Annotated in this window: 28 protein-coding genes; 18 read left to right on the forward strand and 10 right to left on the reverse strand. The window is 62.1% G+C overall.

Going from position 1 to position 24,339, the window contains the following annotated elements; genetic code table 11:
• The first annotated feature begins 1 nt into the window (after position 1).
• Positions 2 to 487, forward strand: a complete 486-nt coding sequence (locus AC3CBN_RS11175) for a glutathione peroxidase (RefSeq protein WP_488633103.1) — start codon at positions 2 to 4, stop codon at positions 485 to 487.
• Here AC3CBN_RS11175 and dacB read toward each other — a convergent pair.
• Positions 472 to 2,085, reverse strand: coding sequence for a D-alanyl-D-alanine carboxypeptidase/D-alanyl-D-alanine endopeptidase (gene dacB, locus AC3CBN_RS11180; RefSeq protein ID WP_488633104.1), 1,614 nt, complete (start codon positions 2,083 to 2,085; stop codon positions 472 to 474). The two genes, AC3CBN_RS11175 and dacB, sit on opposite strands and share 16 nt — an antisense overlap.
• Before the next feature lie 118 nt (positions 2,086 to 2,203).
• On the opposite strand from dacB, the gene AC3CBN_RS11185 reads away from it, so the two are divergent.
• On the forward strand, positions 2,204 to 2,686 hold the full coding sequence (locus tag AC3CBN_RS11185; RefSeq protein ID WP_488633105.1) for an FKBP-type peptidyl-prolyl cis-trans isomerase: 483 nt from the start codon (positions 2,204 to 2,206) through the stop codon (positions 2,684 to 2,686).
• 106 nt (positions 2,687 to 2,792) lie between these two features.
• On the opposite strand, the gene AC3CBN_RS11190 is transcribed toward AC3CBN_RS11185, so the two are convergent.
• Together AC3CBN_RS11190 and AC3CBN_RS11195 are read right to left on the reverse strand one after the other, a co-directional pair.
• Positions 2,793 to 3,638: a transporter gene (locus AC3CBN_RS11190; RefSeq protein ID WP_488633106.1), complete on the reverse strand. Its 846-nt coding sequence runs from the start codon at positions 3,636 to 3,638 to the stop codon at positions 2,793 to 2,795.
• Between the two features lie 72 nt (positions 3,639 to 3,710).
• The gene (locus AC3CBN_RS11195; RefSeq protein WP_488633107.1) at positions 3,711 to 4,421 is read right to left on the reverse strand and encodes a hypothetical protein; all 711 of its coding nucleotides are present in this window, start codon (positions 4,419 to 4,421) and stop codon (positions 3,711 to 3,713) included.
• A gap of 447 nt (positions 4,422 to 4,868) precedes the next feature.
• Between AC3CBN_RS11195 and AC3CBN_RS11200 the strand changes: the two genes are divergently transcribed.
• Positions 4,869 to 5,243: an RcnB family protein gene (locus tag AC3CBN_RS11200; RefSeq protein WP_488633108.1), complete on the forward strand. Its 375-nt coding sequence runs from the start codon at positions 4,869 to 4,871 to the stop codon at positions 5,241 to 5,243.
• A 54-nt stretch (positions 5,244 to 5,297) separates the two neighbouring features.
• Here AC3CBN_RS11200 and AC3CBN_RS11205 read toward each other — a convergent pair whose 3' ends face one another.
• Positions 5,298 to 6,404 (reverse strand): phospholipase A, encoded by a 1,107-nt coding sequence (locus tag AC3CBN_RS11205; RefSeq protein WP_488633109.1) that lies wholly within the window; start codon positions 6,402 to 6,404, stop codon positions 5,298 to 5,300.
• Between the two features lie 136 nt (positions 6,405 to 6,540).
• Complete coding sequence (locus AC3CBN_RS11210; RefSeq protein WP_488633110.1) at positions 6,541 to 7,026, reverse strand: hypothetical protein; 486 nt, start codon at positions 7,024 to 7,026, stop codon at positions 6,541 to 6,543.
• Positions 7,027 to 7,177: 151 nt separating this feature from the next.
• Here AC3CBN_RS11210 and AC3CBN_RS11215 point away from each other — a divergent pair, with 151 nt between their 5' ends.
• Positions 7,178 to 8,458, forward strand: a complete 1,281-nt coding sequence (locus tag AC3CBN_RS11215; protein WP_488633111.1) for a winged helix-turn-helix domain-containing protein — start codon at positions 7,178 to 7,180, stop codon at positions 8,456 to 8,458.
• On the opposite strand, the gene AC3CBN_RS11220 is transcribed toward AC3CBN_RS11215, so the two are convergent.
• Positions 8,459 to 8,947 (reverse strand): hypothetical protein, encoded by a 489-nt coding sequence (locus AC3CBN_RS11220; RefSeq protein ID WP_488633112.1) that lies wholly within the window; start codon positions 8,945 to 8,947, stop codon positions 8,459 to 8,461.
• A gap of 374 nt (positions 8,948 to 9,321) precedes the next feature.
• Here AC3CBN_RS11220 and AC3CBN_RS11225 point away from each other — a divergent pair, with 374 nt between their 5' ends.
• The 6 genes from AC3CBN_RS11225 (at position 9,322) to AC3CBN_RS11250 (ending at position 13,493) form a co-directional block, all read left to right on the forward strand.
• Complete coding sequence (locus AC3CBN_RS11225; RefSeq protein ID WP_488633113.1) at positions 9,322 to 9,531, forward strand: cold-shock protein; 210 nt, start codon at positions 9,322 to 9,324, stop codon at positions 9,529 to 9,531.
• 279 nt (positions 9,532 to 9,810) lie between these two features.
• Positions 9,811 to 10,020, forward strand: a complete 210-nt coding sequence (locus AC3CBN_RS11230) for a cold-shock protein (RefSeq protein WP_019465668.1) — start codon at positions 9,811 to 9,813, stop codon at positions 10,018 to 10,020.
• 119 nt (positions 10,021 to 10,139) lie between these two features.
• On the forward strand, positions 10,140 to 11,024 hold the full coding sequence (locus tag AC3CBN_RS11235; protein WP_488633114.1) for an alpha/beta hydrolase family protein: 885 nt from the start codon (positions 10,140 to 10,142) through the stop codon (positions 11,022 to 11,024).
• 64 nt (positions 11,025 to 11,088) lie between these two features.
• The gene (locus AC3CBN_RS11240) at positions 11,089 to 12,147 is read left to right on the forward strand and encodes an NADH:flavin oxidoreductase/NADH oxidase (RefSeq protein ID WP_488633115.1); all 1,059 of its coding nucleotides are present in this window, start codon (positions 11,089 to 11,091) and stop codon (positions 12,145 to 12,147) included.
• 33 nt (positions 12,148 to 12,180) lie between these two features.
• Positions 12,181 to 13,053, forward strand: coding sequence for a pirin family protein (locus AC3CBN_RS11245; protein WP_488633116.1), 873 nt, complete (start codon positions 12,181 to 12,183; stop codon positions 13,051 to 13,053).
• 137 nt (positions 13,054 to 13,190) lie between these two features.
• Positions 13,191 to 13,493, forward strand: coding sequence for an Mpo1-like protein (locus AC3CBN_RS11250; RefSeq protein ID WP_488633117.1), 303 nt, complete (start codon positions 13,191 to 13,193; stop codon positions 13,491 to 13,493).
• Between the two features lie 56 nt (positions 13,494 to 13,549).
• Here the strand turns inward: AC3CBN_RS11250 and AC3CBN_RS11255 are convergent, their stop codons facing one another.
• Positions 13,550 to 13,939: a cytochrome c gene (locus AC3CBN_RS11255; RefSeq protein WP_488633118.1), complete on the reverse strand. Its 390-nt coding sequence runs from the start codon at positions 13,937 to 13,939 to the stop codon at positions 13,550 to 13,552.
• 101 nt (positions 13,940 to 14,040) lie between these two features.
• Here AC3CBN_RS11255 and AC3CBN_RS11260 point away from each other — a divergent pair, with 101 nt between their 5' ends.
• Positions 14,041 to 14,907, forward strand: coding sequence for a tRNA threonylcarbamoyladenosine dehydratase (locus tag AC3CBN_RS11260; protein ID WP_488633119.1), 867 nt, complete (start codon positions 14,041 to 14,043; stop codon positions 14,905 to 14,907).
• A gap of 132 nt (positions 14,908 to 15,039) precedes the next feature.
• Here AC3CBN_RS11260 and phbB read toward each other — a convergent pair whose 3' ends face one another.
• Together phbB and gluQRS are read right to left on the reverse strand one after the other, a co-directional pair.
• A complete protein-coding gene (phbB, locus tag AC3CBN_RS11265) occupies positions 15,040 to 15,780 on the reverse strand; it encodes an acetoacetyl-CoA reductase (RefSeq protein ID WP_488633120.1) in 741 nt (246 codons plus the stop codon).
• 161 nt (positions 15,781 to 15,941) lie between these two features.
• Complete coding sequence (gene gluQRS / locus AC3CBN_RS11270; protein ID WP_488633121.1) at positions 15,942 to 16,802, reverse strand: tRNA glutamyl-Q(34) synthetase GluQRS; 861 nt, start codon at positions 16,800 to 16,802, stop codon at positions 15,942 to 15,944.
• 105 nt (positions 16,803 to 16,907) lie between these two features.
• On the opposite strand from gluQRS, the gene htpX reads away from it, so the two are divergent.
• From htpX to AC3CBN_RS11300, 6 genes are all read left to right on the forward strand, one after another.
• Complete coding sequence (htpX, locus tag AC3CBN_RS11275) at positions 16,908 to 17,807, forward strand: protease HtpX (RefSeq protein ID WP_488633122.1); 900 nt, start codon at positions 16,908 to 16,910, stop codon at positions 17,805 to 17,807.
• Between the two features lie 103 nt (positions 17,808 to 17,910).
• Entirely contained in the window at positions 17,911 to 19,782 is a 1,872-nt protein-coding gene (gene htpG, locus AC3CBN_RS11280; RefSeq protein WP_488633123.1) for a molecular chaperone HtpG, read from the forward strand.
• A gap of 110 nt (positions 19,783 to 19,892) precedes the next feature.
• Positions 19,893 to 20,795, forward strand: coding sequence for an AEC family transporter (locus tag AC3CBN_RS11285; RefSeq protein ID WP_488633124.1), 903 nt, complete (start codon positions 19,893 to 19,895; stop codon positions 20,793 to 20,795).
• Between the two features lies 1 nt (position 20,796).
• Positions 20,797 to 21,165 (forward strand): nuclear transport factor 2 family protein, encoded by a 369-nt coding sequence (locus tag AC3CBN_RS11290; protein ID WP_488633125.1) that lies wholly within the window; start codon positions 20,797 to 20,799, stop codon positions 21,163 to 21,165.
• 30 nt (positions 21,166 to 21,195) lie between these two features.
• Complete coding sequence (locus AC3CBN_RS11295) at positions 21,196 to 21,594, forward strand: RNA-binding S4 domain-containing protein (protein ID WP_488633126.1); 399 nt, start codon at positions 21,196 to 21,198, stop codon at positions 21,592 to 21,594.
• A gap of 105 nt (positions 21,595 to 21,699) precedes the next feature.
• On the forward strand, positions 21,700 to 22,278 hold the full coding sequence (locus tag AC3CBN_RS11300) for a response regulator (RefSeq protein WP_488633127.1): 579 nt from the start codon (positions 21,700 to 21,702) through the stop codon (positions 22,276 to 22,278).
• A gap of 79 nt (positions 22,279 to 22,357) precedes the next feature.
• Here AC3CBN_RS11300 and AC3CBN_RS11305 read toward each other — a convergent pair whose 3' ends face one another.
• Positions 22,358 to 23,800, reverse strand: a complete 1,443-nt coding sequence (locus AC3CBN_RS11305; protein ID WP_488633128.1) for a catalase — start codon at positions 23,798 to 23,800, stop codon at positions 22,358 to 22,360.
• A gap of 283 nt (positions 23,801 to 24,083) precedes the next feature.
• Here AC3CBN_RS11305 and AC3CBN_RS11310 point away from each other — a divergent pair, with 283 nt between their 5' ends.
• Positions 24,084 to 24,335 (forward strand): hypothetical protein, encoded by a 252-nt coding sequence (locus AC3CBN_RS11310; protein ID WP_488633129.1) that lies wholly within the window; start codon positions 24,084 to 24,086, stop codon positions 24,333 to 24,335.
• Positions 24,336 to 24,339: the final 4 nt, after the last annotated feature.

A 24,339-nucleotide genomic window follows, 5' to 3' on the forward strand; every position in this document is an offset into this window, starting at 1 on the left:
GATGACTTCCGTTTACGATTTTTCCGCCCGCGACATTGACGGCAACGAACGTTCGCTTGCCGAGTTCCAGGGCAAGACCATGCTGATCGTCAACGTCGCTTCCAAGTGCGGATTCACGCCGCAATACACGGGGCTGGAGGCGCTGTGGCGCACGGATCGTGACAAGGGCCTGGTGGTGCTGGGATTTCCCTGCGACCAGTTCGGTCACCAGGAGCCGGGCGACGAAGCCGAGATCCGCAATTTCTGCTCCACCAGCTACGAGGTGAGCTTTCCCCTGTTCGCCAAGATCGAGGTGAACGGCGAGGGCGCGCACCCGCTCTACAAGTGGCTCAAGAACAAGGGCAAGGGGATCCTCGGCAGCGAAGCGATCAAGTGGAACTTCACCAAGTTCCTGATCGACCGCAACGGGCAGGTGGTCAAGCGCTATGCACCGACCGATACGCCGGAAAAGATCGGCAAGGATATTGGCGCTCAATTGGCTGGATGAGTCGCCACGTTCGGTGCTGAGGCCGGAATGGCGGGGCGGTTGCGCGACCCGGCCAGCAACACGGCGATCGCGTCGATGTCGTGGCTGGCACCGGGCGCACCCGCTGGCGGGTCGTAGTTGTTGAGCATGATGGCGAACGCCAGTCGTTCGCCGTCTGCACTGGTGGCGTAGCCGGCCAGGCAATGCACGAAGCTCATGCTGCCGGTCTTGGCATGCACGTTGTTTTCAGCCACGGTGTTGCGCATGCGCCACTGCAGCGTGCCATCCACGCCAGCCACCGGTAGCGCCGCTTGCAGTGTCACCGCATAGGGTTGCGAAGCGAGGAAGGCGAGCAGGCGTGCCATCGCGTTCGGTGTGGCAAGGTTGCGCCGTGACAGGCCAGAGCCTTCTTCGATGAGGCTCGCTGCCGGCGCGATGCCGATGCGTTGGAGCAGTTCGCGCAGGGCGCGTATGCCCCAACGCTCGGAAGAGATGAAACCCTCGCTGCCATCGCGTTGTTCCGCGTCGGCTTGTGCGCGTACGCCAGCGAGCAATAGCAGGTTCTGCAGGTAGAGATTCTGCGAGCGCTTCAGTCCTCGCTCGATAATTTCACTGACTGGCGGCGACAGCACTTCTGCCAGCGTGCGTGGCTGTGCGCCCAATGCCATGTCGCGTCGGGGCCACTGCAGCGAGACCAACTTGCCATCGAGCTGGATGCCATGGCGTGCCAGCGCCTGTTGAAGCAGTTTGCCGGCGAAGCGAGCAGGGTCGGGTATGGCCAGCTTGTAGCTTTGTGCGGGCGAGCGTACGGCCACATTGCCGAACGCATAGAGCACGCCATCGCCCGGTGCGCGATAGAGGTTGATGTCATTGCGCGTGTGGGCAAGGCTGGTCACCACCTCGTTCACCATGTTGGGCATCGCATCGTCCGGATCAAAACTGACCAGGGCGGCATGACCGGCGATGGCCGCGGGAGTCACCGTGACGTCGACCTGGTTCTCGCGCACGCTCAATGCCGTTGCCGGCACGGCGAACCAGCTTTGCAGGTCGCTCGCCTCCCAGCCGGTGCCCATCACGGGCCCGGAAAAATAGGTGGCGTCAGCAATCAGGTCGCCGTGCACGTGGCGAAGACCTTGCGCGGCCAACTGCGTGGCGAGTTGGTCGGGCCACGCCAGGGTGGACGCGTCGGCACCCAGTGTCGGGTCGCCCATGCCATAGAGAATCAGCGGCCCTTCAAGTCGGCCGTCGTGGATCTCACCTGAGGCGAGTACGCGCGTCGGAATACGGTAGTCAGACCCCACGGCATTCAGCGCGACGGCGGCGGTGAACAGCTTGGCGGTGGAAGCTGGCTGAAGCAGTTGGTCGGCGCGGTGCGCATAAATCGTGCGGCCTGTATCGAGCGAAATCACTGATATGCCCCAGTCGGCACCGGCAAAACGAGGCTGGTCGATCAGGCTGTCGATCTGGGCGGCGAGCGAGGGCGGCACGACGGAGGAGGCGGGTGCCGGCGTGGTCTGCGTCGTTGCCGCCAGGACGCTCGCCGGCAGCGTCAGGGCCATCATTCCGATGCCGAGGACGGCAGCGGCGCAGCGGTGCAGCAGGTATTTCAGCATGCCCATGGCGAGAGTATCGCCAATCTGGCGGGCGAGCGCCTAGCTGAGCCGGCAGGCCCGGTCTGCTACCCTTGATCCTTCGGGCTGGCTTCCTCCAGCGCTACTTTTCCTATCAGAGAACGTCATGCAGATCGCAGAAAACTCGGTTGTTTCCTTCCATTACACGCTCACCGACGACCAGGGCCAGGTGCTCGACAGCTCGCAGGGTCGCGAGCCGCTGGTGTATCTGCAGGGCGTTGGCCAGATCGTGCCGGGCCTGGAAAAGGCGATGGAAGGCCGCCAGGTGGGCGACCAGTTCCAGGTCGATGTAGTGCCGGAGGAAGGTTACGGCGTGCATCACGCCGAGTTGGTGCAGGAAGTGCCGCGTGAGGCCTTCCAGGGCGTGGAAGATATCCAGCCGGGCATGCAGTTCCAGGGCCGCGGTCCGCAGGGCGTCATCAACGTCACCGTGACCAAGATCGAGAACGACAAGGTACACATCGACGGCAATCACCCGCTGGCCGGCCAGACGTTGCACTTCGATGTCGAAGTGACCGAGGTGCGCGCCGTCAGCGAGGAAGAACTCTCGCATGGCCACGTGCACGGCGAAGGTGGTCATCACCACTGACGTACTGCCGATGGTGCCGCGATAACAGCCGGCACCATGGCATCGTATCGATCAGCAATGCAGCGGATCGGCAGCTTGTGCGCTGCCGATCCGTCTCAATCGACGCTTAGAACGAATGCACCAGCGTCGCGCCTACGCCCCAGTCCGGGCTGCCATCGGTGAAGCCCTTGGTGACATAAGCCTGGGCCTTCCAGGTGCTGGCGAACTTGTAGGAGTAGTAGCCCGTCAGTTCGTTGCGGGCGAAGCTCGTGCTCGATGCCTTTTCGCGATAGTCGTAATACGCGCCGAAACTGCTCTTGTTGTCGAACTTGTAGCTGGCGCCGACGTTCGCACCGAATACATCATTCAACTGGATGTATTGCGAGCTTCCCAACCACGTATAGCCCACGCCGCCGAAAACGGTCCAGGCGCCGAAGCCCTTGTACAGATCGACGTTGAAACTGTAGTCGTTCTTGCCGGTGCCCAAACCCTTGTCTGCATCAGCGGTGCCGAACTTGACCTTGCCCGTCAGGTCGATGCCGAAATTGGCGTTCTTGTTGCTGTAAGCCTCATAGGTGGCAGCCGCCGTGATGTCGCCGAGGCCGGATGCCGAACCCGTCGTCGTGGGCGTTGGCGTGGGTGTGGGCGGCACCTGCGCGTTGCCTTTGCCCTTGTCCTTGCCGCGACCCTTGGGGTTGTTGTTCTTCACCGGACCGATGCCGGGAATCACGTTGTCCGCACCGGACACATGGATATAGGGCACCGCCAGCTTGAACGACCAGTCGCCGACGTCGTAGCCCAGGGTGACCGGCACCTCGGTGATGTCAGTCGTCGTCGACGTGCCGTACTTGCCCGTGGTGTAGTCGATGCCGGCCCCCACCTTGATGGTGGAGTTGTCGTCTGCGTGAGCGGTCTGTGCCAATAGGCCAAACACGCCCAAGGCGCAAAGGGTGCTGGTGTTCTTAAGATTCATCTGGTTTTCCTGGGGCATAACAAAGCGGGAGGCCTCTATGGGCCTCCTCGCGTTTCGGTGGTTGAAGGGGAATCAGCGGCCGCCGTGCTCGGGCTTGTCGGGGCGGTCGGGTTTCTCGGGCTTGTCAGGACGATCTACCTTGTCCGGACGATCGACTTTGGCAACCTTGTCGGCCTTGTCTACCTTGTCCACCTTGTTCGCTTTGTCGGCCTTGTCAGCTTTGTCGCCGTGGGCGACGTCTGCGCTGTCAGGCAGCGGACCGTGTGATTTGGCTTCGCTTTCGATCGTGCCCAGCTTGAAACCAAGCGTCTTGGAGATGTTGCCCCAACCTTGACCCTGGCTGCGCAGGGATAGCACGCCGGGGAACTGTACCGGGCCGCTGGCGCCCATAATCGCGCCACCGTTCAAGGCGGCCTCGATCTGCGCCGCGGTCGGCTGGGTGATGCCCGCCTGGGTCAGTTCGGCCTGGGCAAGCGACAGCGCGATATTGACGTTGCCGTAGCCGAGTTTGCCGGTGTCGGGCGTGAAAGTGGTTTGAATGGCCGGGCTGGTCGTTGTGGCCGGCGTGACTAGCGTGACCGTCGTGCCATTGCGGAGGCCGTCCACGAGCGCTTGCGCGTTGCTGCTGGAGCCGGCGAAGGTGGTGTACGAACTTGACAGCTTGACGCTTTCCTGGCCGTTGTTCTGTGCCGGCGGCGCATCGGCTGCCAATGCAATCGAACTGCCCATGCACAGGCCGATGGCAACGCTCAGCGCAGAAAGTACGTGCAGATGCTTTTTCATGGTTTGCCCTTGGAAGGTGGATGAATCGTGATCCTTCGAGGTGCCCATAGGTCTCAGATGAACTCCGCATCTACCATGCTGTTATGCAGCAAGAAACTGCTTACAGCACGGCCTCGGTGGTGGATGCTCGCCGACATGGGAGCGCAAGAAAAGAGCGTTGCCCCGCAGGTTCAGCAAGAAGAGGTTCGGTCTTCAGCGCTGAGTTATTTAGCCATCCATTTTGTGTCGCATATCTCAAATTTCAGGCCATTTCTTTCATGGGACTGACCTGTCAGCAGGCTGGCTGAACGAACGCAACGGTGTCTCTTCATTCATTTCTGGTTCGTTTGGGTAGCGGAGGCGGTTTTATGCGATGGTTATTCCGCGACACTCACAACGGCGTGACCGGTCATGAGAGTCGCATGTGATGTGTCGCCGACTCTTTCCACCAGCATGTATGGAGAACCCATGAAACGCCTGCCTACCCTTGCCATCGCCGCCGCCTTGTTTGTCGGAAGCACATTGGCCGTCGCCGGCCCCCAGAACGGGCATGGGCACGGCAACGACAAGCATGGGGACGATAGCGACTACAACGATGATCAGCATGGCCATAACCCCAAGGACGATGGCCGTCACGACAACGGCAAGCACAAGGGGTGGTACAAGAAGGGCGGTCGGCTGCCGGATTCCTACTACAGGCGCGACTACTACGTCACCGACTATGAGCACTATCACCTGCGACGCCCTGACCCTGGCTATCGCTGGGTGCGCGCCGATGGTGGCCAGTTCTACCTGACGCTGATCTCGAGTGGCGTCATCATCGACGTCTCCGCCGGATTCTGATTCGCAACGCGCAGTACACAGACGCCACCATCGGGTTCGATGGTGGCGTTTTCGTCAGTACCAGTCGAGCAACGACAGACCGATGCCGAGGTAAGTGGCGTTGTGGTTGTAGTCGATCATGCTCTCGCCGTAACCCTTGAACAGCTCCATGTAGCCGCGCAGGTTGCCTGCGATGGGGAAGGCCCAGGTGAACTGCGCGGCACCGTGGCTCTCGCTGCCGCCTCGTAGCGAATGACGCAGCATCAAGCCGAATTCCTGGCCCTTCCATTCGTGGATGATCTGCATGTCGGCGCGACCCATGTAGTTGCTGATGTCGGGGTTGTTGTCGTCCTTGCCACCTTCCGGCACGCGCCACCAGGGACGAAGCGTCACCGTCCAGTTATCGCGTTCGAAACCTACGTAACCCATGACGCGATTCCAACTGCGTGACAGCGGATCGGAGCGACCGTTGGATTCATGGTTGACGCCGATACCCAGCAGCCGTCCATCCCATCCAGCCACCTGGTAGTTGGTGTTGAACACGAGCATCACCTCGGGCTCGTAGTTGGTCTCGCGGAACGGACGCGAGGTGTCCTTGTTGTAGACCTGCCATCGCGAGGACTGCGTATAGCCGGCCCAGACGTCGCCGGCATCACCGAATACGCCCTGCCAGACTTTGGTTTTCAGGCTGATCTGGAACTTGCCTTCGATGTTGTTCAGATCCTGCGGCGTGGTCACCGAGTTGATGGGGTTGGGACTTTGTGGCATGCGGTTCTGATTGCTCGTGGCAAACACCGGCATCACCGTGACCGGCTTATAGCCACGCAAATTGAAGGTGCCAAGCTTGCTTTCCGGCGTCAGTTCCCAACGGCTATCAAGCAGCGACAGCGATTTCACTTCGTCTTCCTGCGCAGGTGGCACGTTGGTCTGCGCAGCCTGCGGTGTTTCGTGTCCGAATACGGTGCCATGCGGTGCGCTGGTTTCCTGCGCGGACGCTTCGTTCTTCTTCTGCGCGGCGGGGAGATTGTCGTGACCTGTGGCGTGGTCATAGCAAGCAAGTCGTTGCGAATCAGTTTCGATGGCTGTGCACGCGCGAATATCCATTGGGTTTGGATTCTGCGCATGCGCAACCAAGGGAAGGCCGAGCACGAGCATCGCGGCGGCTAGTGGGGTCAGTCGCATCAATCGGTTCCATCCACGTATGGCATGAGGCCGACGTGATCGGCGGCCGTATGGTTCGGTCGGTGCATGCCGGTGGACATACATCGCCTGTGAGGATGCGGGCCAGCCGAAGCCGGCCCGCATAGGGAGCGTGATCTTACTTGTTGTTATTCACCCAGCGCTCGTACTGGGGCTTGGTGATGTGACCGGTGTGGCCCTTGTCGACATAGAGGAAGTCGTTGGCCAACAGTGGATAGGCTGTGGCCTGATCCTCGGTGATGTAGCGCGAACCGCCGGAGAGTTGTTCGAAACTCGGTGCCGGGCCTGCGACCACGGGTGGCACGCTGGAGTTGATCGTCACCTGGCCCTGTGGGCTGGCGACGTTGGCCTGGGTGCCTCCCGGTGGTGGCGGTGTGGGTGTTGTCGCCGGCATGATCGCCGAAGGTGCCGGCGGCACTGCCGTCCTTGCAGGCGTGGTGGGTCTGGGTGCCGGCGGCGGTGGCGGTGTGGCAGGCATCGGTGCCGCAGGGGCCGGTAGTGGCGGCGGAGGCATCTGTGTGGCCTGGTCCTGGGCCATCAGCGAGCCAGTCAGCATCATCGAACCGACGGTCAGAAGCGCGAGTAGTGGCTTGCGGGATTTCATCGTCGTTACTCCATGCCAGAATGCGTGGCTTGTGGACGGATGTGCGCGGTTGGGGCATCGGTAGCGATGTTGCGCTGCGAAGTCCTCCGCGCCGATTCCAACGCTAACAAAGGCTGCATAAATGCCGCCTCAATATGGGCATCGTGAGCGCGTGAAGTCATCGTTATCGTTGTCGGTTCCTTCATCCAGGGCGGAAGTCGCCCTGAGCCTGACCCAGGCACAACGGCTCCATCTGGCCGCGCAGGGACTGCTGCATAAGCCGCGCTCGCGTGCGCGTCCGATGGATGTGATTGCCGCCATCTCACGCATGCGATTGCTGCAGATCGATAGCATTCATGTTGTCGCGCGCAGTCCTTATCTCGTATTGCATTCGCGACTTGGCGACTACGATCCACAGTGGCTCGATGATGCGCTGGAGGTGGGGCAGCTGGTCGAGTGCTGGGCGCATGAAGCGTGCTTCGTGCCGGCCATCGATCTGCCATTGCATCAGGCCTGGCGCATGCAACGTTCGATGCACTGGGCCCACAAGCATGCAGCGCGCATGCATCGCGAACATCGACAGGGCATGGACACATTGCTCGCTCGCATTCGCGACGATGGCGCTGCACGTGCAGCAGATTTCGAGAGCGAGAACCGCGGTGGTGGCGGCTGGTGGTCATGGAAACCTGAGAAGCGCTGGCTGGAAGCATGGTTTGCGCTGGGCGAATTGATGGTGACCCGGCGCGAACGCTTTCAGCGTGTCTACGATCTTGCTGAGCGCGTGCTGGCAAAGCTCGATCCGCCGATGGATCGGGCTTTGCTGCAGCTTGACCAGGCGACGCTTCGTCAACGCTTCGTACTCGATAGCGTGCGCGCACTGGGCGTGACGCAGGCACGCTGGATCGCCGACTACTATCGGTTGAAGCCCGCTGTTACAGACCGAGAGCTCGAGCCGTTGGTTGACTCGGGGCAATTGCTGGTGGTGAAGGTCGGCGACTGGAAAGTGCCCGGCTACGTGCATCACGAGCACGCCGAGCTGCTTGCCCAGGCTGCACGCGGGCAGCTGCGCGGCACGTATACGGCACTGCTGTCACCGTTCGATCCGGTCGTGTGGGATCGCGCCCGCGCGCAGGTGTTATTCGGCTTCGAATACACCATCGAGTGTTATGTGCCGGCGCCGAAGCGCCGTTACGGTTACTACGTGCTGCCCATCCTGCATCGCGGCCGATTGGTAGGACGCCTCGACGCAAAGGCGCATCGCGCCGAAGGTGTCTTCGAGGTCAAGGCCTTGTTTCTTGAGCCGGACGTCGAACCCACGCAGCGTCTGCTTGAGGACGTAGCCGAAGCAGTGGCAGCGACGGCGCGCTGGCATGGCACGCCCGAGGTTCGCCTCGGGCGCAGCCGTCCTGCCGGTGTGGCTGCAGCCTTGCGGGCGTTGTGGCGCAAACCTTGATCAGGGATGTGCCCCGGCTGTGGAGGCCGGCGTGGCCGGCGTGGCCGGGCTGGCCTGGGCGCAAGACTTGCCGTGCAACGCCTGTCTGAGCGTAAGGGCAAGCGAAGTACACCGCGCCCCCAGCTCCGGCCGGGTGGCTGGATTTTGAGAGTCCCGCAACAGGCTATCGCGCATCGTTTCATAACGGGGTTCAATCTGGTCAGGCGCATAGACGGCGGCCGCGCGATGGCAGGCGACATAACTGGCCAGATAGTCGTCGCAGGCCGGAATGCCCGTGTTCTCCGGCAATGGCTGACTGGGAGCGGCGGCTTTCGGTTTGGCGGTGGCGCCTGTGCGTGGGCCAGTCGTCGTGCCGCTGGCTGGTGCCGTGGCACCCTTGGTGCTGGCTGGGGCGGTGGGATGGGTGCTGGACTTGCCGGTGCAGCCGACCATCACCAGGCCGGTGGCAGCAATGGCAAACAGGGTAAGGCGGTAACGACGGGACACCATGAAGCTCTCCTTCGAATGACCGCTCGGACGCCCCTGACGATCTCACGGATCGCTGCGAGGGAGACAGGCCAAATGCTCGTCCTTCGCGGTGAAGAAAAGATGAAATAAGATGGCGGGGTAAAAATCAAACCGTCACGCGGCTGGTCGGACAGGCATTCATTCAGGTTCGGGGAGTTATCCATTCGCGTTATGCGCATGAAGCGGCTATGCTACGCGGACTGTGTTTGCCGGGGTCACCAGAGCTTTGTGACCCGATGCCGCCTGATCTCGATCTAGCCTCATCGCCTCACCCCTAGGGTTTCCTAGCACACCAGTAAGCCGGCCTGCGCAATGTCGCGCGGGCTGAGTCTGTTTAATCCTTAGGAGTGATTTACATGTCTGATCGTCAGATCGGTACCGTCAAGTGGTTCAACGATGCCAAGGGCTTCGGCTTCATCAGCCGTGACAACGGCCCGGATGTCTTCGTGCATTTCCGCGCGATCCAGGGCAACGGCTTCAAGAGCCTTGTCGAAGGCCAGAAGGTCAGCTTCAAGGTTGTGCAGGGCCAGAAGGGTCTGCAGGCCGACGAAGTGATGGCAGTTTAATTTCTGTCATAAATCGTTAGAAGAAAAGCCAGGCAGCAATGCCTGGCTTTTTTTTGTTTTCTGGGACAAATGTATTTGAAATGTGAAAATGATTAAGGTCATTCACTTGCATTAAAGAAATCCGTTATGCTGGATTCACTGTGGTTGCTCGGTCACGTGCGTGCCCGGTGCGCGACTCGCAAGAGTCCACATCGCTTCACCCGATCCCTGCATGCCCAGTAAGCCGTCGGCCAAAGGGGAGGCTGACTTGTCTCAGTATCGAGCAGATCGGAGTGAGTCATGTCGGATCGTGAAGTTGGCACAGTTAAATGGTTCAACGACGCCAAAGGCTTCGGCTTTATCAGTCGCGAGAGCGGCCCCGATGTCTTCGTGCATTTCAGGGCTATCAGCGGGTCGGGTTTTCGCAGCCTGAAAGAAGGTCAGAAAGTGAGCTTCAAGGTGGTGCAGGGCCAGAAGGGTCTGCAGGCCGATGAAGTGGCGCCCGCCTGAGCCCAGTAATCGCGGATCGGAGAAAAGGCCGGCGAAAGCCGGCCTTTTTCGTGCGCAAGACTTTTTCATCACCCATGGATTCGTTAGCCTCCGATATTTCCCCCATACCGCAGGTATCGATGTCTATTCCGTTGTCGCCGATGCCATCGCTACCGGCCTGCGAAACCTTGCCCGCGTGTTCTTCGGATGGCGCGCACGCCGAGGTGCTGCTGCAATTGCCAGCAAATGCGGTGCGCCAGGTGCTTTATTGGCTACCGGCGTTGGGGGTCTCGGCCAGGCAATATCTGCCTCTGGCTCAATCGCTGGCCGAGCGGGGTATTGCCGTGGCCATCCACGAATGGCGAGGCATCGGTTCCAGCGACCGCCGTGCGGGGCGCCATGAGGATTGGGGCTACCGCGAGTTGTTGCGAGAGGACCTGCCCGCGGGTCTTGCCGTGGTGCGCCAGCGCTTGCCGAACGCGCGCTATCTGTTCGGCGGGCATAGCCTGGGCGCACAACTCGCCTCGCTGTACGCCTGCCTGCATCCACAGGATGTCGAGGGGCTGATCGTGGTGGCGAGCGGATCGCCTTACTGGCGGCAATTTCGCTATGGCCGCCTGATCTGGCTGGCCTATGTCGCCGCACCCTGGCTGGCGCGCGCCTGCGGGTATCTTCCGGGGCGAAAGATCGGCTTTGGCGGCAATGAGGCGCGGCGTCTCATCGACGACTGGGCGCGCACGGGGCGAACGGGGCGTTACGCGGCTGCCGGTATGGCCGACGATTTCGAGCAGCGTCTGGGCAAACTTGATCGGCCCTTGCTGGCGTTGCGTCTGCAGGACGACTGGCTTGGCCCACAGGCATCGCTGGCATGGTTGCTTGGCAAAATGCCGCGCAACCGGAGCGTGCAGCAACTTATTTCTTCGGCGGACCTCGATGGCAAGCCCGCGGACCATTTCGGCTGGATGAGAACGCCCGAACCCATCGCCGCGCGGATTAGCGCCTGGTTATCGACGTCGGCAACGTGAACGTGCACTTGAAGCGGGTGTGCGGCGACGGCATGTGAAGCGGATCCTTCCCTGGACCGTGTCGATGAATCTCTTCACTCCCTTCGCTCAACGCAGCCTTTCACTACGCAACCGGCTGGTAATCGCGCCGATGTGCGAGTACTCAGCAACGGATGGTATGCCGGACGATTGGCACTTGGTGCATCTGGGGAGTCGCGCCGTGGGCGGTGCCGGTGCTGTGATCACCGAGGCTACTGCCGTGTCGCCGGAGGGGCGCATCTCGGCCGGCGATGTCGGCTTGTGGACCGACGCGCAGTTGGCCGCATGGCAGCCGATTACGCGTTTCATTCGCGAGCAGGGTGCGATTGCGGGTGTGCAGCTGGCGCATGCCGGTCGCAAGGCCAGCGTGCTGCCGCCGTGGCAGGGCGGTCACCCACTCACCGCGGAAACCGGAGCCTGGCAGACCGTAGGGCCTTCGGCGCTCCCTTTTGACGCGCATTGGCATGTGCCGCTGGCGCTCGATGCAGCTGGCATCGCCAAAATCATTGCGGATTTTCGTGCTGCCGCCGAACGCGCGCTGGCTGCTGGTTTCCAGCTGATCGAAGTCCATGCTGCCCATGGCTATTTGCTGCACCAGTTCCTGTCGCCGCTGAGCAACAAGCGCACTGACGAGTACGGCGGCAGCTTCGAGAACCGCACGCGACTGGTGCGCGAGGTGACGGCGGCGGTACGCGAAGTGTGGCCACAAGAGCTGCCGCTATGGCTGCGCATCTCCGCTACCGATTGGGCCGAAGGTGGCTGGGATATCGAGCAGAGCGTACGGTTGGCCCAGGACATGAAATCATTTGGTATCGACCTGATCGATGTATCCAGTGGCGGTCTGGTCCCGCATGTGAAGATCCCGCTGACGCCCGGCTACCAGGTGCCGTTTGCCGCGCGAATCCGGCGCGAAACGGGCATGGCCACCGGTGCCGTGGGCCTCATCACCGAATCCACACATGCTGCACGGATCATCGACGAAGGTGCAGCCGACGTCGTGCTGATTGCGCGCGAGAGTCTGCGTGACCCTTATTTCCCGCGCCGTGCCGCGCAAGAACTGGGTGTATCGATCGACGCGCCGGTGCAATATCAGCGAGCCTGGTAAGCCAGCGCAGGCCAGTAACTTCAGGAGTCATGGATGGAACAGCAACCGATATTGATCGACGGTCGTGTGCACGACCTGGGTGATGGCTTCAACGTCCGACGCCTGCTGCCGGTGTTGCAGGCCCGACACGTGGGGCCGTTCGTGTTCTTCGATTACATGGGGCCGGTGACTTTCCTGCAGGACAAGGGCATGGATGTGCGGCCGCATCCGCATATTGGTCTGGCCACCGTGACCTGGCTGTTCGAGGGCGTGATTCGCCATCGCGACAGTATCGGCAGCATTGCCGATATCCGTCCCGGCGAGGTGAACTGGATGACCGCTGGCCGCGGCATCGTGCACTCGGAGCGCACCCCGCCGGAAGCGCGTGGGGGTGGCATGCGCGCGCACGGTATCCAGGTGTGGGTGGCATTGCCGCAGAAGGATGCCGAGGTCGAACCGGAATTCCATCATCACGGCGCGGACGAGCTGCCACGCATCGACTTGGCCGGTGCCAAGCTGGTACTGATTGCCGGCACCGCGTACGGGCAGGCCTCGCCGGTAAAAGTGTTTGCGCCAATGTTCTTTATCGAGGCCACGCTGGAAGATGGTGCCGAATTGCCCTGGCCGTCGGAGCACACGGAGCGCGGCGTCTGTGTGGTGGACGGTGAGGTCGAATGGGATGGCGTGACCGTGCATCCGATGCAGGCCGCGGTACAGGCGGGCGCAGATTCGCCGCCGCTGCGTGCACGCACGGCCAGTCGTGTGATGCTGTTCGGCGGCGCGCCGCTGGATGGCGAGCGCCACCTGTGGTGGAACTTCGTGGCCAGCAGTCGTGAGCGCATCGAACAAGCCAAGGCCGACTGGGCAGCGCAGCGCATGGGCAAAGTGATCGGCGACGATGAGGAATACATCCCGCTGCCGACGTGAGTTGGAGCGTCGGCGTCCGCCATCCCGGCTTTCGCGGGGATGGCGGCAGGGCGGCGCATGCTCTTCATGCTGCGCTCGCGCATGCATCACCACGCGTCGCGGATTACGCTGATATCACCACATCATGGGTAACCCGCATGTCCGGCTTCGCCAGCTTTCGCGAGTTCTATCCGTTCTATTTGAACGAACACAGCGATATCCAATGCCGCCGCATGCATTTCATCGGCAGCACCCTGGTGTTAGCCGTGATCGTGGCGACACTGGTGACAGGTGACGTGCGCTGGCTGTTATTGGCGCCAGTTGCGGGTTATGGCTTTGCGTGGATCGGGCATTTCGTGTTCGAGAAAAACCGGCCCGCCACGTTCACCCATCCGCTCTACAGCCTGTTGGGCGACTGGGTGATGTACTGGCAAATCCTGCGCGGCAAGGTAAAGATCTAGCGCTTTGCGCCTTGCTGTGGGGCGCACCTGCGGCGCGTTCCTGCAGGCAAGGAGTTTCAGCGGTACTGCTGGTGGCAGGACTGACAGGTCTCGCCGATCGGCTTGAGGGCCGCCGCCAGGGCCTTGCAGTCGCTGGGTGCCGCAGCGAGAGCAGCCTGGGTCTTCTCCCGAAGCTTGGCAGCTTCGTCCAGGAACGGCTGGTCGACTCCAGGGAAGGCCTCGGCAATATCGGCCTGGGCATCAAGCAGGCGGGAAAGAGTCTTGCGCGACTGAACCGCATCGCAAGTCTGGACCTTCACCGCTGAACTGAGCACGCCCGCATGGTGGGCCATCACGGACATGACCGAATGCGAAAACGGCTGGTGCTGCCGTAGCGCATTGAGGGCGAACACGGTGCCGATGATGCCGATGATCAGGCCGAGCGCGATCAGGAGGGCGGCGCGCATGCAGTGGATTCCCGCTTAGTGGCAAATAGCCCGCAAGCATACCCGGACGCCTGCAGGGGCGGGCAGCTCCGGTTAAAATGTCCTTTCTTCAGGATCTTGGAATGGTTTCAGTGAAGCATCCAGACAGTGCGTCGGGCACTGCCGCCGTGCAGCGTCCGCCCGAAGGAGCGACTTCGGCCGAAATCTCTTATCCGCGTGAGCGCTTTGCCGGCGTCGAGCGGCTATATGGCGTGGGCAGCGTGGACAAGCTAGCCCAGCGTCACGTATGCGTGATCGGCATCGGTGGTGTGGGCTCGTGGGCAGCCGAGGCGCTCGCACGCAGCGGCGTGGGTCATCTCACCCTGATCGATGCCGACGAGGTATGCGTGTCCAACACCAACCGTCAGCTGCATGCGCTGGACGGCGAGTTCGGCAAGCCCAAGGTGGCGGTGATCGAGGCGCGCCTGCGTGCGATCAATCCGGCGATCAAGGTAGACGCGATCGAGCGGTTCCTGACCCCTTCGACGCTGGACGAGTTGCTCGACCGCGGCTACGACGTGGTGCTCGATGCGTGCGATGCCTTTCGCGTGAAGCTGGAAGCCATCGCCTGGTGCCGTCGTCGCAAGCTGCCGATGGTGTCGGTGGGTTCGGCGGGTGGTCGCACCGATCCCACGCAGGTTCGCGTACGCGATTTGTCGCGCACCGAGCACGATGCGATGTTCAGTCTGATCCGCAAGAAGCTCCGGCAGGACTTTGGCTTTCCGCGCAATCCGGATCGCTATTTCGGCGTGTCCGCAGTGTATTCGCTGCAAAACGTGCAGTACCCGCAGCCCGATGGCACTGTGTGCGGCACGCGCCCGCCCGTGGCCAACGGAGCTGAAGCGCTCAACCTTGCGTGTGGCGGCGGCCTCGGTGCCGCTACGCATGTCACCGGCGTATTTGCGTTTGCGGCGGTGGGCAAGGTGATGGAGAAGCTGCTGGCGGACTGAGGCGGCGTTGCCCCTCACTCTGCTCGCCTCCTTGACGGGGCGAGCAGCCGTAGAGTGCGGCAAGCAGGCATCCAAGCCTCACCTGGTAGGCGCAGCGCGAGATGCGCTTAACGCATCTCGCAACCGTTGTGCTTACCAACCCATGTAGTGGCCACCGTTGATGGACAGGTTGGCGCCCGTGATCCAGGCGGCTTCTTCGCCGGTGAGGAAGGCCACGGCGTGGGCGATTTCCTCCGGCTTGCCCAGGCGGCCCACGGGGATCTGCGCGATGATTTTCTCGCGCACTTCTTCCGGCACCGCCATCACCATGTCAGTGCCCACGTAGCCTGGCGATACGGTGTTCACCGTGATGCCGAACTTGGCGTTTTCCTGCGCGAGGGAAATGGTGAAGCCGTGCATGCCGGCCTTGGCCGCGGCGTAGTTGGCCTGGCCGTACTGTCCCTTCTGGCCGTTGATCGAACTGATCTGCACGATGCGGCCCCACTTGTGCGCGCGCATGCCCTCGATCACTGGGCGCGTCACGTTGAAGCAGGCGTTGAGGTTCGTGTTCACCACTTCCATCCATTGCGGATAGGTCATCCTGTGGAAGGTGGTGTCTCGCGTAATGCCGGCGTTGTTCACCAGGATTTCCACCGGGCCCATCGCGCCTTCGATGATGCGCACCATGGCTTCGCAGGAGTCCGGATCCTTCACGTCGCCTGGCACCAGCAACACCTCAATGCCCTCCTTTGCCATCATCTCTTTGATCGCTTCTGCCTTTGCCTGGTCTCGGTAGTTGGTGGCGACCCGATGCCCCTGGCGGGCGAGATAGCGAATGATCGCCGTACCGATACCACCCGTGCCGCCAGTGACCAATGCAGTGCGATGCGTCATGCCTTTTCTCCGAAAGATGCAGATGCCAATGCTGATGTGACCCGGATCGTGCGACCGGGGCGACGCCATGTCTATCACAGGGAACATGGCAAAACGTCTACGGAGGGCACGCGGTCCGACCGCGTCAGCGGCGGGTCACGATGGAGTTTCTTTATAGCGTTTTACGCCGTTATTCGTTCGCTGCAGTGCGGCAAAAGCTTGGGGTTGAAATGCGCAAGTGCGTGGGCCAGCAGCGCTCGCGGGTCCCCTGCGTGGGATGAATCCGGCAAGTCGAGAAAGCCCAGTGCCCGGCGCAAGGCCGGCATCGGATGGGTCGGATCCACCGGATGGGCCTGCTCGGACTTGGAAAGCTTCCGCCCGCCGCCGTCGAGCGCCAGCGGCAAGTGCAGATAGGCGGGCGTGGGCAGGCCCAGGCAACGCTGCAGGTAGATCTGCCGTGACGTGGAGTCCAGCAGATCGTTGCCGCGTACCACCTGGGTGATGCCCTGGAAGGCATCGTCCACCACACAGGCCAGTTGATAGGCGTAGTAGCCCTCCACGCGGCGGATCACAAAGTCGCCGGCTGTGGTGCGAAGGTTTTGTGCCTGCGGGCCCTGCAACGCGTCATCGAGGCGGATCTCGATGTCGGGCACATGCAGCCTCCATGCGGGGGCGCGGCCCTCCGCGGGGGCGGCCAGACAGTGCCCGTCCAGATGCAGGCCACCCGCCAGATCGTTGCGGCTGCACCAGCACGGGAATACGTGGCCGGCGGCCTTCAGTTGCTCAAACGCAGCGTCGTAGGCGGCCATGCGCGTGGACTGGAACAGGGTTGGGCCATCGGCAAACAGCCCGAAGGCGGGGAGCGCTGCCAGGATGCTTTCGGCGGAACCCGGCATCTCGCGCGGTGGGTCGATGTCCTCCAGGCGTAGCAGCCATTGCCCGCCCTCATGGCGGGCGCACATCCAGCTGCCCACCGCAGCGACGAGTGAACCGAAATGCAGATGGCCGGTCGGAGAAGGAGCAAAGCGTCCGCGGTAACTCATCCCCGCATTCTAAAAGGTGGGAGGGCTTGAAACCTCGGGTCATCGCCACGATCCTCTCATGGCGGCGTGAGCCGCCATCCCTTTCATGACTGCCAAGAGACAGCCATGCGCCGCATCGCATTGTTCCTGCTTACCAATATCGCCGTCCTGTTCCTGCTGAGCATCGTCTGCCGCCTGTTTGGCGTCGACCAGTGGGCCGCTGCCCGTGGTTATGGCGGCATGGGAGGGTTGCTGATCTATGCCGCCGTATTTGGCATGGGCGGCGCCTTCATTTCGCTGGCCATATCCAAGTGGATGGCCAAGATGTCCACCGGCGCCCGCGTCATCGAGCAGCCGCAGAACGAAGCAGAGCGCTGGCTGATGGACACCGTGCGTCGCCACGCGCAGGCCGCCGGCATCGGCATGCCTGAGGTGGCGATCTACGACGCGCCGGAAATGAACGCCTTCGCCACCGGCATGACGAAGAACAGCTCGCTGGTGGCGGTGAGCACCGGTCTGCTGCAGCAGATGGATCGCGAACAGGTATCGGCCGTGCTCGGTCACGAGATTGGCCACGTCGCCAATGGCGACATGGTGACTCTGACCTTGATCCAGGGCGTGGTGAACACACTGGTGATCGTGGCTGCGCGCGTGGTCGGTCGCCTCGTCGACAGCTGGCTGTCCGGCGGTCGCGACCGTGACGGTGGCGGCGGCATCGGCTACTTCGTTTCGGTGATGGTGCTGCAACTGATCTTCGGCCTGTTCGCCTCGATGATCGTCATGGCGTTCTCGCGCTGGCGCGAATTCCGCGCCGATGCCGCCGGTGCGAAGTTTGCGGGGCGTGGCGCGATGATCTCTGCGCTGCAGCGCCTGCAGGTGCAGCATGGTGAGAGCACGCTGCCGCAGACCATTGCAGCGTTCGGCATCTCCGGGCACCTGGCCACAGGCTTCAAGCGCCTGTTCATGAGCCACCCACCGCTGGAAGAGCGCATCGCTGCGCTGCAGAACGCCACGGCCAACGCCTGATTTTCACCCGCTCTCCCAGGGAGAGCGGGCACTATGAGGGGTCGCGTTGTCGGCCCCTTTGTTTGTCCTCAATCCCGCCCGACCTCTGCACGAGTCTTTCCGTATGACGAACTCAGCGCCCGAAACCCGTAAATTCGAAGCCGAAGTCGCCCAGGTGCTGCACCTGGTCACGCACTCGCTCTACTCGCACAAGGAAATCTTCCTGCGCGAGCTGATCTCCAACGCTTCCGACGCCTGCGACAAGCTGCGTTTTGAATCCATTGCCCACCCGGATCTGTTGTCCGGTGATGGTGATCTGCATATCGACGTGAGCTGGGACCCGGCTGCCCGCACCGTGACCGTGCGCGACAACGGCATCGGCATGAGCCGTGATGAAGTCGTCGCCAACATCGGCACTATCGCCAGCTCCGGCACGCGCCGGTTCCTGGATGCGATGAGCGCCGAGCAGAAGACCGACGCGCGCCTGATCGGCCAGTTCGGCGTGGGCTTCTATTCCGCCTTCGTAGTGGCCGATCGCGTCACCGTACTCAGCCGCCGCGCAGACCAGCCGGTGGGCGAAGGCGTGAAGTGGGAGAGCGACGGCAAGGGCGAGTACAGCCTTGCCCAGGTCGAGCTGCCTGAGCGTGGCACCGCGGTGATCATGCACCTGAAGGCCGACGAGGATGAGTTCCTGAAGGGTTGGGAGCTGCGTTCCCTGATCCGCAAGTACTCCGACCACGTGGCCTTCCCGATCCGCATGCCCAAGGAACAGGATGGCAAGCCGGGCGACGAGTGGGAGACGGTCAACGACGCATCGGCGTTGTGGACCAAGCCGCGCAACGAGATCTCCGACGAGGACTACCAGAGCTTCTACAAGTCGCTGGGGCATGACTTCAACGATGCCCTGGTGTGGACACACAACCGCGTCGAAGGCAGCCAGAGTTTCACCACGCTGCTGTACATCCCCGAGCAGCCACCGTTCGATGTGATGATGGGTGGACGTGACGAGCGCAAGGGACTGAAGCTCTACATCAAGCGCGTCTTCATCATGGATGCGGCCGAGGAGTTGTTGCCGAACTACCTGCGCTTCGTGCGTGGCGTGGTCGATGCGGACGACCTGCCGCTCAACGTGAGCCGCGAGATCCTGCAGCACAACCGGCAGCTGGAGCGCATCCGCGCAGCATGCGTCAAGCGCGTGCTAGACCTGCTGGAGAAGCTGTCGCGCGACGAGCCGGAGAAGTTCGCGACCTTCTACAAAGCCTTCGGCAACACGTTGAAGGAGGGCATCGCCGAGGATGCCGCCAATCGCGAGCGCATCGCCAAACTGCTTCGCTTCGCCTCGACCAAGGGCGAAGGCGCAAAGCAGACGGTGTCGCTGGACGACTACATCGGTCGCATGGCGGTGGGCCAGGACACCATCTGGTACATCACTGCCGACAGCTATGCGGCGGCGGTAGGTAGCCCACAGCTGGAAGCATTCAAGGCCAAGGGCATCGAAGTGCTGCTGATGGTCGATCGCATCGACGAATGGATGCTGGGCAGCCTCAACGAGTACGCCGGCAAGAAGCTTCGCAATGTGGCCAAGGGCGAGCTTCCGCTCGACGAGGCCGACAAGAAGCAGCAGGAGGAAGCCAGCAAGGCTGCCGAACCGCTGCTCAAGAAGCTCAAGGAATTGCTTGGCGACCGCGTGGGCGAAGTACGCGTGTCCGCACGCCTTACCGATTCACCGTCCTGCCTGGCGCTGTCCGATTTCGAGATGGCTCCGCACCTCACACGCCTGCTGCGGGAAGCCGGGCACGAGATGCCGGAGAGCAAGCCGACGCTGGAGATCAATCCTCAACACCCGCTACTCAAGCGCCTGGAAAGCGAGAGTGACCCGACCAGGGCGACGGACCTCGCCAATCTGTTGCTGGATCAAGCGGAGATCGCAGCAGGTGCGCAGCTGCCCGATCCAGCTGCATTCGTGCAGCGACTGAATCGCCTGATTGTGAGTTGATTTCAGCGCGTCATTCCTGCGTGAGTTGAGGTGATGTCCCAAGCAGGCATTTCCCCTGAGAGACAAGAAACGGCCGCTATACTGCGGCCGTTTCTGCCTTTGGGGAGTTCATGAGCGCGCTGTTGCTCCTATTCGTCTGCCTGATACTCGGCGTACTCGTGGCGCGGTATGCGAAGCCGCCGTCGGGCATGGTCCATGGCATCAACTGGTGGGTGATCAACATTGCGCTGCCCACGCTGGTGCTGGCGCTGGTGCCGCGAGTCAAGGTGGACACGCAGCTGTGGTTTCCGGTGGCGGCGATGTGGGTGGTGTTCTTCGGCGCCTGGTTGCTGTTCGCTGTATTGGGCGCATGGCTAGGATGGTCGCGCGAGCGCATCGGCGCGCTCACCCTGGTGTGCGGGCTAGGCAATACCTCGTTCATGGGGTATCCCATGATGCAGGCGCTGCACGGCAGGGAAGGCCTCGCTCTGGCCGTGGTGGCTGATCAGCTCGGCTGCTTTCCATTGCTTGCATCGGCGGGTGTGGCGGTAGCGTCGCTGTACGCGGGCAAGTCACCACAGCCGAAGGTGATCCTGCGGAGAATCCTCACGTTCCCTGCTTTCCTGGCGCTTATCGTGGGTGTCATGGTCGGCGCATTGGGTGGCTGGCCCGACATGTTCGACAGTGTGTTCGCGCCCATTGGTGCCACGCTGACGCCGCTTGCCTTGTTTTCGGTGGGGCTGCAGTTCAAGTTCCATCTTGGCGGGCGGCAGCTTCCAGCGCTGCTGCTGGGGTTGGGCTGGAAACTGCTGCTGGCGCCGCTGGCCGCATGGGGATTGGGTATCGCCGCGGGCGTCGGCGGTCTCACCCTGACCGTGGGAGTGTTGCAGGCGGCGATGGCCCCGATGATTTCGGCGGCAATCCTCGCGGACGAATACAAGCTGGAGCCTTCGCTAGCCAATACGATCCTTGGGGCTGGCATCGTGCTTTCGCTGCTCTCCGTGCCGCTGGGCAATCTGTTGCTGGGAGGCTGACATGGAAGCCTCGATGGGCCTTGCCGCGCATCTGCTGGATCTCGAAACGCGATTGCATCGACAAGGCGTGCGCGCCGATGCGGCGGCGCTCAGAGCGCTTATCGCTGAGGATTTCTTCGAGTTCGGCGTATCCGGTACCGTGTGGACACGGGAGTCGGTGATCGAGGCGCTGCGTGATGAATCGTTCTCGAGACGCGAGGTGACCGATTTCCGCCTGAATAGGCTGGCCAACGACGTGGCGCTAGTAACCTATCGTGCACGTCGTTTCGCCACGGAGAACCGACCTTCTGCCGATTCGCTGCGCAGCTCCATCTGGCGCCAGCGCGAGGGGCAATGGCAAATGGTGTTTCACCAGGGCACGTCCCTGTAGGTGGGCGCTGTTTGGGTGAGAATAGGCACCATGTCATCAGCACAAACTCCCAACGAGTCGCCGGTGCGAGCCGACGTGTGGCTCTGGGCCGCTCGCTTCTACAAGACCCGCAGCTTGGCCAAGCAGGCCATCGATGGCGGCAAGGTCGACCTCAACGACGGCAGCTGCAAGCCGGCCAAAGCCGTGCATGTGGGCGACGTTTTCCGCATCGGCCGAGGCGAGGAACGGCTCGAAGTCGAAGTGCTGGCTTTATCGGAAAAGCGTGGGCCAGCGAATGTGGCGCAGGCCCTCTATCGCGAAAGTGAAGCCAGCGTGACTGCGCGCGAAGCAGTGAAAGCACAGCGTAAGCTTGTCGGCGCGATGGCCCCGCCAGGGCGTCCGGACAAGCAGGCACGTCGAGAATTGCGACGGCTTAAAGACTCCATGTGAGTCACCCATCGCAGAACGCATAGCGGATCTGCGCGAGCATCACCATCGAGGAAAGGTCGCGCAAGGGTGTGGTCTTCCATCGATACGATGTGGGAGGGAACGACTATGGCGGGCTTGGCATTCCTGAAGCGATGGCTCGGGGCTGCGCCGCAGGCGCAACAGCCCCCGGAGACGTGGTGTAAGACAACCCAGGGCGCTCGGGTCATGGTGGTGGACGATTCGGCCACGATTCGCGCGGTATTGGGACGGATGCTTGAGGTCGACGGCTACCAGGTAACCCGTGCGGTGGATGGCGAAAGCGCGCTGGAACTGGCACGAAGCGAGCCGCCGGCGTTGATCTTTCTCGATATCGTGCTGCCGGGTATCAATGGCTTCGCAGTGCTGCGTGCGCTGCGGCACGACCCACTGACGCGACACATACCCATCGTGATGATCAGCGGCAACCAGCAGGCTACCGAGCAGTTCTATGTTCAGCGGTTTGGTGCCGACGACTTCATCAGCAAGCCGTTCGGACAGGTCGACGTCGCGCGCAGCATCGACGGTCTGGTTCGATTGAAAAGACTGCCTGTGCGAGAGTCTGGTGTGGTGGTGCCGCTTGCTGCACCGGTGGAAGCAATTCCAGCGCTGCTGGCGAACGCTACGTCGGAACTGCCGGTCAACGACGCGCCCGGGCTCGCTGCGTAAGCTGGTCAGCGACATGGCAAGAAAGCAGGGCGGCATGACCGCCCTGCAGCTTCATCTCAGGCTGGCTGTGATTGCCAGCTCAGAGCTTGACACCCACCGCCTTGGCCACGCCTGCGCCGTACGCCGGGTCGGCCTTGCTGAAGTGGCCTAGTTGCCGGCGGATGATTTCCTCCGATACGCCCTGCATGGCGGCGGCGATGTTGCCGAACAGTTGTTGCTGCTGATCCGCGGTCATCAGGCGAAACAAATCTCCGGCCTGTTTGTAGTCCTCGTTGCCGTCGCGATGGTCGTAGCGATCGGCATCGCCGGAGGTTTTTAGCGGCGGCTCCTTAGTCGACTTGTCCTCGATCGGACCCCCAAACGAGTTCGGCTCATAGTTCACGCTGCCACCGCCGTTGCCGTCAAAGCGCATGTCGCCATCACGGTAGTAGTTATGCACCGGGCAGCGTGGACGATTCACTTCCAGCGACTCGTGGTTCGTGCCCAGGCGATAACGCGCCGCGTCGGCATAGGAGAAGATGCGGAACTGCAGCATCTTGTCTGGGCTGTGGCTGATGCCAGGTACCACGTTCGCCGGTGAGAAGCTCGACTGTTCCACTTCGGCGAAGTAGTTGTCCGGATTCTTGTTGAGCTCAAGCACACCCACTTCGATCAGTGGGTAGTCCTTGTGCGGCCACACCTTGGTGAGGTCGAACGGGTTGTATGGCGTCTTCTCCGCGTCCTTCTCCGGCATGATCTGCACGTACATGGTCCACTTCGGAAATTCCTTCCGCTCGATGGCTTCGTACAGGTCGCGCTGGTGTGATTCGCGATCGCCGCCGACTACCTTCGCCGCATGCTCGTTGGTCCAGTTCTCGATGCCCTGCTGGGTCTTGAAATGGAACTTCACCCAATAGCGCTCGCCCTGTTCGTTCCAGAAGCTGAAGGTATGGCTGCCGAAACCATGCATATGGCGCAGGCTGGCGGGCAGGCCGCGGTCGCTCATGAGGATGGTCACCTGATGCAGCGACTCGGGTGACAACGACCAGAAATCCCACATGGCGGTGGCGCTGCGCATGTTGGTGCGCGGGTCGCGCTTCTGCGTGTGGATGAAGTCGGGAAGCTTGTACGGATCGCGCACGAAGAACACCGGTGTGTTGTTGCCTACCAGATCCCAGTTGCCTTCCTCGGTATAGAACTTGATGGCGAAGCCGCGCACATCGCGCTCGGCATCGGCCGCACCACGTTCACCGGCCACGGTGGAGAAGCGCAGAAAAAGAGGTGTCTTGCTGCCGGGTTTGAACACCTCGGCGCGGGTGTATTTGGTGATGTCGTGAGTGATGGTCAGCGTGCCATGTGCCGCGGAGCCTTTGGCATGCACCACACGCTCGGGGATGCGCTCGCGATTGAAGTGCGCGTGCTTCTCGAACAGCTGGTGGTCCTGCACCAGCAGTGGGCCGCGCGGGCCCGCGGTGAGGCTGTTCTGGTTATCGGGAACCGGCGCGCCGGACGAAGTGGTGAGTGTTCTGCGATGTGCGCCCATGGCGTGCTCCGTGCTGGCGGGGAATGGCTGGCGATGGCTGGCTTGAATGGAATGTACGCACGCAGTTCCAGTCATGGAATTTGATTGTTTCGATGTACTTCATAGGTCGTGACTATGGGCTGGCACCTTCACGGCCCTATCGAATAAAGCTTGGCCATCGGCGAGGTGATGGCTGCGTGATGCCCGTTGCAACCACAGCGCTGTGTGTTTCACACATCGCTTCACGCCCGGGAAACAGGAGCTCGCGGAGGATTCAGGCGGTGTCCTGAAGAGGAGAGAGGCCGTGGCCGAGACGATCGAAGTGGGTTCTCTGGTGTTCGTCGCCGATGGCGAAGATGGCATTGGATCAGTGCGGCGCCTGCTGGCGGACGAAGATGCCTTGGTCGTCTACATCGAGAACGCGGGCGACTTCACGATACCGGCCAAGGCGATACGCACCGTGCATTCGGGCAAGGTCATTCTCGACCTGGATCGGCTGCCTCGGCCCGTGCTCGAGGCCATAAGCAACGCCAGGAAATCCGAATTCCCGCATTGAGCGG

Source organism: Dyella sp. OK584 (assembly GCF_057787755.1).